The organism is Streptomyces sp. NRRL B-24572 (assembly GCF_002156145.1).
Classification (GTDB): domain Bacteria; phylum Actinomycetota; class Actinomycetes; order Streptomycetales; family Streptomycetaceae; genus Streptomyces; species Streptomyces vietnamensis.
The window spans coordinates 1-6,100 of the sequence record NZ_MWIG01000176.1; the positions used below are offsets into that span (position 1 = coordinate 1).

Genomic DNA, 6,100 nt, shown 5'->3' on the forward strand with positions numbered 1-6,100 from the left:
CGGCGCGGCCGTCGCCGCGCTCGCCACCGAGCTGGGCGCCGACCTCGTCGTCGTCGGCCCGGAGGCCCCGCTCGTCGCCGGCGTCGCCGACGCCGTCCGCGCGGCCGGCATCCCCGTCTTCGGCCCGTCCCAGGAGGCGGCGCAGCTGGAGGGCTCCAAGGCCTTCGCCAAGGACGTCATGGCGGGGGCGGGGGTCCCCACCGCTCGTAGCTACGTCTGCACCACGCCCGCCGAGATCGACGAGGCGCTCGACGCCTTCGGCGCTCCGTACGTGGTCAAGGACGACGGCCTCGCCGCCGGCAAGGGCGTCGTCGTCACCGAGGACATCGAGGTGGCCCGCGCCCACGCGCTCGCCTGCGACCGCGTCGTCATCGAGGAGTACCTCGACGGTCCCGAGGTCTCCCTCTTCGCGATCACCGACGGCACGACCGTCCTCCCGCTGAAGCCCGCGCAGGACTTCAAGCGCGCGCTCGACGGCGACGAGGGCCCGAACACCGGCGGCATGGGCGCCTACTCGCCGCTGCCCTGGGCCGACCCGAAGCTGGTCGAGGAGGTCATGGAGACCGTCCTGCAGCCGACGGTCGACGAGCTGCGCCGTCGCGGCACCCCCTTCTCCGGTCTGCTGTACGCGGGTCTGGCGATCACCAGCCGTGGCGTACGGGTCATCGAGTTCAACGCGCGCTTCGGCGACCCCGAGACCCAGGTCGTCCTGGCCCGCCTGAAGACCCCCCTCGCGGGCGTCCTGCTGCACGCGGCCAACGGCACCCTGGACGACCAGGCCCCGCTGAGCTGGAGCGACGACGCGGCCGTCACCGTGGTCGTCGCCTCGCACAACTACCCGGGCACCCCGCGCACGGGCGACCCGATCGAGGGCCTGGACGAGGTCGCGGAGCAGGACGCCCCGCACGCGTACGTGCTCCACGCCGGTACGAAGCGGGGCGAGGACGGCGCGGTCCTGAGCGCCGGCGGGCGCGTCCTGTCGGTCACCGCCACCGGTTCGGACCTGGCGCAGGCCCGTGAGCGCGCGTACGCGGCGGTCGGCCGTATCCGCCTTGACGGTTCGCAGCACCGTACGGACATCGCGCGGAAGGCCGCCGAGGCCTGATTCCGCTCGTTTTCGCCTGAATCCTTGTGATTCCACTTGTGGCCGTGGGGTGCCGAACCTGTGCACCACGCGGCCACATGTGCGCCATCACCTTTGCCCAAAGCCATTCCATCGAGTGACGGCTCGGCCATACGGATGACGCCCGCCACAGCCCCAACTAGGGTGCGGCGAAGGCATTCCGGCACTTGGCCCACCGGCATTGCGATGTCAGTGGCGGGTGCCACAGTGGGGGAGTGAGCAACACCGCCACAGGCAGTCCCGTCGAGGACAGGAGGGGGTGATGAACGGCGTGTCCGGTACCGGTTCCGTTGTCGGCGAGGAGTGGGGTGCGCGCGCCGCGCACTCCCGGGCCCTCGCCGTCCTCCGCGTCCGCGGCAGGGCACTGGGCCTCGCGGTGCTCCCCGCCGCGGTGGCCGTCGTCCTGTACGCGGGCGGGGTCACCGGCCACTTCACGGGAGCGGCCTGGGACGCGGCCCGCTGGGTCGTGACCGTCCTCGCCGTGCTCGTCCTCCTCGCCGCCGCGGCCGTCGCCCTCGTCATCGCCCGGGCCCGCCCCGCGGCCACGCCGACGGTGGAGCTCGCCGAGACCGCCGCCCCCGATCTGTACCGGCTCGTCCGGGACCTCGCCGACCGGCTCGGCGTCCCGGCGCCCGCCGCGATAGCCCTCACCCCGGACTGCGACAGCTGGCTGGAGGACCGCACCCACCGGGCCCACCGCCATCTCCACCGCACGTCCGGCGGCGACGGCGCCCCGGTCCTGGTCATAGGCTCGCCCTTCCTGTGGTGGATGCGCGTCGGCGAGCTGCGGGCGGTCCTCGCCCCCGTCGTCGCCGGTACGGGACCGGCCGCCCAACCCGACATAGCCGCCGCCCGCCGCTTCGTCCGCGGCCTGGACGCCGCCGTCGCCGTGCCCCGGAGCCCCGGCCTCGATCCGGTCCGCCGGCTCGGCGCCCACGGCGTCGGGCAGGTCGCCCGCGTGCTGCTCCGCGCCTGCCGCGGACACGCCGCCGAGATGGAGCGGGGGGTCGCCGCCGCCGGCTCGGAGCGCGCCCAGGCCGTCGACTACGGCGTACGGATCGTCGCCCAGGAGCAGGTGGGTCTGGCCTACGCGGGCTGGGACCGGCTCCTCACCCGGGTCGCGCTGCCCGCCTGGCGCATGGGCCGCTGGCCCGCCAAGCTCGACGCGGGCGTGGTCTCCGCCCTGACCGAGCTCTCCCGCCGGGACCGGCTCGCGGAGGGCTTCTCCTCCCGGCTCGGCGAGCGCCCCGCCTGCGACCTCCTGGAGGAGCCCGGCGCCGTCGACGAGGCCACCTCGCTGCTCGCCGCCCGCCTCTTCCACGGCGGCCCGGCCGAACCCGGCCCCGACTGGGCCCCGGTGGAGTGGAGCCAGTACCCGGAGGAGGTCGTCGACCGGAAGTGGCGCACCGACGCGGCCCGCCTCCACCAGGTCCTCGACGGCCTGGGCGTCACCGAAGCCGCCGGAGGCCGGACCTCCGACGCGGCGGGCCCGACCCTGACCCGCGTGATGGCCCACCTGACGACTCCCCGGCCCGATGCCGGACCTGAGACCGACGCCGAGGCCGATGCCGAGGCCGGATCCGAGACCGACGCCGGATCCGAGACCGGGTCGGAGTCCGCCTCCGCGCCCGAGTCCGAGGCCGCACCCGAGTCCGAGGCCGGGCCCGAAGCCGCCCCCGACCTCGTCGCCCCCGACTTCCCCGACGAGGACGACGAGGACGACGAAGAGCCCGTCAACCCCGCCGCCGACGCGCTCGCCGGGGCGCTCAGTGCGCTGCTCGCGCGGGAGGAGGCGGCCCGGGAGGCCCGGGTCGTCGCGGCGGCCGAGTCCGCCCGTACCGCCGAGAAGGCCGACCGGACCGGCACCGCCGCCCCCCACGTGGTCGTGAGCGGCCCCGACGGGCCCCTGCCGCTGTTCCCGCTCCAGCCGCCCCGTACCGGCCGTGACCTGCTCGCCGACCACGTGACCGCCATGGTCTGCTGTGCGGCCGTGGACACCGCCGAGGCCGCTCCCGGCCTCGACTGGCTCGACGGTCCGGCGCTGCTCGTCGGGGGCGAGCGGGCGGCGGACCTCGGTCCCCGGGTCCTCGCCCTCGTCGAGGACGGCGACCCGGAGCCCCTGCGGGCCTGGCTCGCCCGCACCGGGGTGCGCCCGGAGAAGCCCGTACGCCTGGTCTGAGGGCCCGCCGGACCCCCGAATACCCGGAGGTCCGGCTTCCGCTCTCGTCAATTCACGACGAACGGTGACGGAGTGCGTGCGTTATGTGATGTGCTGGAGACCGTCACTGACAGAGGCACGATCCAGAGGCACTGACCGGCCGACCGGGGGAGTCGAGGGAGGGGCGCACATGGGGGCGGAGCAGATCAGACGGTGGGAGTCGGGTGCGCTCGCGCACGCCGTCTCCGATCCCTTCGGCCAGGGCCCGCTGCCCTGGCTGCGCGGCTCGGACAACTACTTCGACGACACCGGCCAGATGGTCCCCTGGTACGCGGACGAGGTCCTGGCCCGGGGCGGCAGCGGCGGCCCGCGCACGGCCGACGACGTCCGGCGCCAGATCAAGGGCTTCGCCTCCGACGGGGCCGTGGCGCCGGGCGAGTCGATCGACTTCCACATCACCGTGGACCCGCCGCAGCAGTTCTCGGTCGACGTCTACCGGATCGGGCACTACGGCGGCGACGGCGCCGCGAAGATCACCACCAGCCCGCGCCTCTCCGGGATCGTCCAGCCGGCCCCGCTCACCGCCGACCGCACGGTCTCCTGCCACCACTGGTGGCAGTCCTGGCGGCTGCAGGTCCCCGCGTACTGGTCGATCGGCGCGTACGTCGCCGTGCTCACGACCGTCGACGGGTACCGCTCGCACATCCCCTTCACGGTCCGCGACAACCACCCGGCGGATCTGCTGCTCGTCCTCCCGGACGTGACCTGGCAGGCGTACAACCTCTACCCGGAGGACGGCCACACCGGCGCCAGCCTGTACCACGCCTGGGACGAGGAGGGCCGGCTGCTCGGCGAGGAGGAGGCGGCCGTCACCGTCTCCTTCGACCGCCCGTACGCGGGCGCGGGGCTGCCCCTGCACGTCGGGCACGCCTACGACTTCATCCGCTGGGCCGAGCGCTACGGCTACGACCTGGCGTACGCGGAGACGCGCGACCTGCACGCCGGCCGGGTCGACCCGGGCCGCTACCGGGGGCTGGTCTTCCCGGGCCACGACGAGTACTGGTCGGCGCCGATGCGCCGGACCGTCGAACTCGCCCGCGACCAGGGCACCTCGCTCGTCTTCCTCTCCGCCAACACCATGTACTGGCAGGTGGAGCTCGCCCCTTCGCCGTCCGGGGTGCCGGACCGCCTCCTCACCTGCCGCAAGCGCCGCGGACCCGGCCGCCCCGCGCTCTGGCGCGAGGTCGACCGGCCCGAGCAGCAGCTCCTCGGCATCCAGTACGCGGGCCGGGTGCCCGAGCCGCACCCGCTGGTCGTACGGAACGCCGACCACTGGCTCTGGGAGGCCACCGGCGCGGGCGACGGCGACGAGCTCCCGGGCCTGGTCGCGGGCGAGGCCGACCGCTACTTCCCGCGCACCGCGCTCCCGGAGCACCAGGGCCGCATCCTGCTCTCCCACTCGCCGTACCGGGACAGCGAAGGCGCCCTGCGCCACCAGGAGACGAGTCTCTACCGGGCCCCGTCCGGCGCCTGGGTCTTCGCGTCCGGCACCTTCGCCTGGTCACCGGCGCTCGACCGGCCGGGCCACGTCGACGCCCGGGTCCAGCGGGCCACCGCGAACCTCCTCGACCGCATCTGCAAGAGGGAGTGAGCGGGGGCTCACAGGGTCCGGCGACGGGATCCGTCCCCACGTGCGAGAGAATCGGACACGCTCCTGGATCAACCTACGCGGAGGAACCGTGTCCGGATTCGTAGAAAAGCCCGAGCCCGTCCAGGTCCCGGGCCTGACCCATCTCCACACGGGCAAGGTCCGCGACCTGTACCGGAACGAGGCGGGCGACCTCGTCATGGTGGCCAGCGACCGCATGTCGGCCTACGACTGGGTGCTGCCCACCGAGATCCCCGACAAGGGCCGGGTCCTCACCCGGCTCTCCCTGTGGTGGTTCGACAAGCTCGCCGACCTGGTCCCGAACCACGTGCTCTCCACCGAACTGCCGGCCGGCGCCCCCGCCGACTGGGCGGGCCGCACCCTCATCTGCAAGTCGCTGAACATGGTCCCGGTCGAGGCCGTCGCCCGCGGCTACCTCACCGGCTCCGGCCTCCTGGAGTACAACGAGTCCCGCACGGTCTGCGGCCTCGCCCTGCCCGAGGGCCTGACCGACGGCTCCGAGCTGCCCGCCCCGATCTTCACCCCGGCGACCAAGGCCGCCGTCGGCGACCACGACGAGAACGTGTCGTACGAGGAGGTCGCCCGCCAGGTCGGCGCCGAGACGGCCGCGCTGCTGCGCCAGACGACCCTCGCCGTCTACTCCCGGGCCCGGGACATCGCCCGCGACCGCGGGATCATCCTGGCCGACACGAAGTTCGAGTTCGGCTTCGAAGGGGAGACGCTCGTCCTCGCCGACGAGGTCCTCACCCCGGACTCCTCCCGCTTCTGGCCGGCCGCCGAGTGGGAGCCGGGCCGCACCCAGCCCTCGTACGACAAGCAGATCGTGCGGAACTGGCTGACCTCGCCGGCCTCCGGCTGGGACCGCAAGAGCGAGCAGCCGCCGCCGGCGCTGCCGCAGGAGGTCGTGGAGAAGACCCGCGGCAAGTACATCGAGGCGTACGAGCTGCTGACCGGGACCTCCTGGTCCGACAGCTTCTAGCCGACGGACGCCGTACGGGCCCGGAAGCGGGGCCCGTACGGCATCCCGGCCCCGGCCGCTGCACGCACGCGGCTGCGCACACGCGACTGCACGCACACACGACTGCACGCACACACGACGAAGGCCCCGGTTCCTGAGAACCGGGGCCTTCGCTCCCTGAGCGGACGACGA

4 protein-coding genes are annotated in these 6,100 nt (G+C 74.1%); all 4 read left to right on the forward strand.

What is annotated here, in order from left to right; genetic code table 11:
* Window positions 1-1,105, forward strand: a 1,105-nt coding sequence (gene purD, locus CCN56_RS11575) for a phosphoribosylamine--glycine ligase (protein WP_107484131.1), incomplete at its 5' end; no start/stop codon positions are given.
* Between the two features lie 280 nt (window positions 1,106-1,385).
* The gene (locus CCN56_RS11580; RefSeq protein ID WP_086826185.1) at window positions 1,386-3,302 is read left to right on the forward strand and encodes a hypothetical protein; all 1,917 of its coding nucleotides are present in this window, start codon (window positions 1,386-1,388) and stop codon (window positions 3,300-3,302) included.
* 169 nt (window positions 3,303-3,471) lie between these two features.
* Window positions 3,472-4,932, forward strand: a complete 1,461-nt coding sequence (locus CCN56_RS11585) for a N,N-dimethylformamidase beta subunit family domain-containing protein (protein WP_086826187.1) — start codon at window positions 3,472-3,474, stop codon at window positions 4,930-4,932.
* Between the two features lie 88 nt (window positions 4,933-5,020).
* Window positions 5,021-5,929, forward strand: a complete 909-nt coding sequence (locus CCN56_RS11590) for a phosphoribosylaminoimidazolesuccinocarboxamide synthase (RefSeq protein WP_086826189.1) — start codon at window positions 5,021-5,023, stop codon at window positions 5,927-5,929.
* Window positions 5,930-6,100: the final 171 nt, after the last annotated feature.

What these genes read in the sequence shown, in the direction of transcription:
- CCN56_RS11580 (WP_086826185.1), top strand. Translation starts at nt 1,386, where the DNA reads ATGAACGGCGTGTCCGGTACCGGTTCCGTTGTCGGCGAGGAGTGGGGT.
- CCN56_RS11585 (WP_086826187.1), top strand. Translation starts at nt 3,472, where the DNA reads ATGGGGGCGGAGCAGATCAGACGGTGGGAGTCGGGTGCGCTCGCGCAC.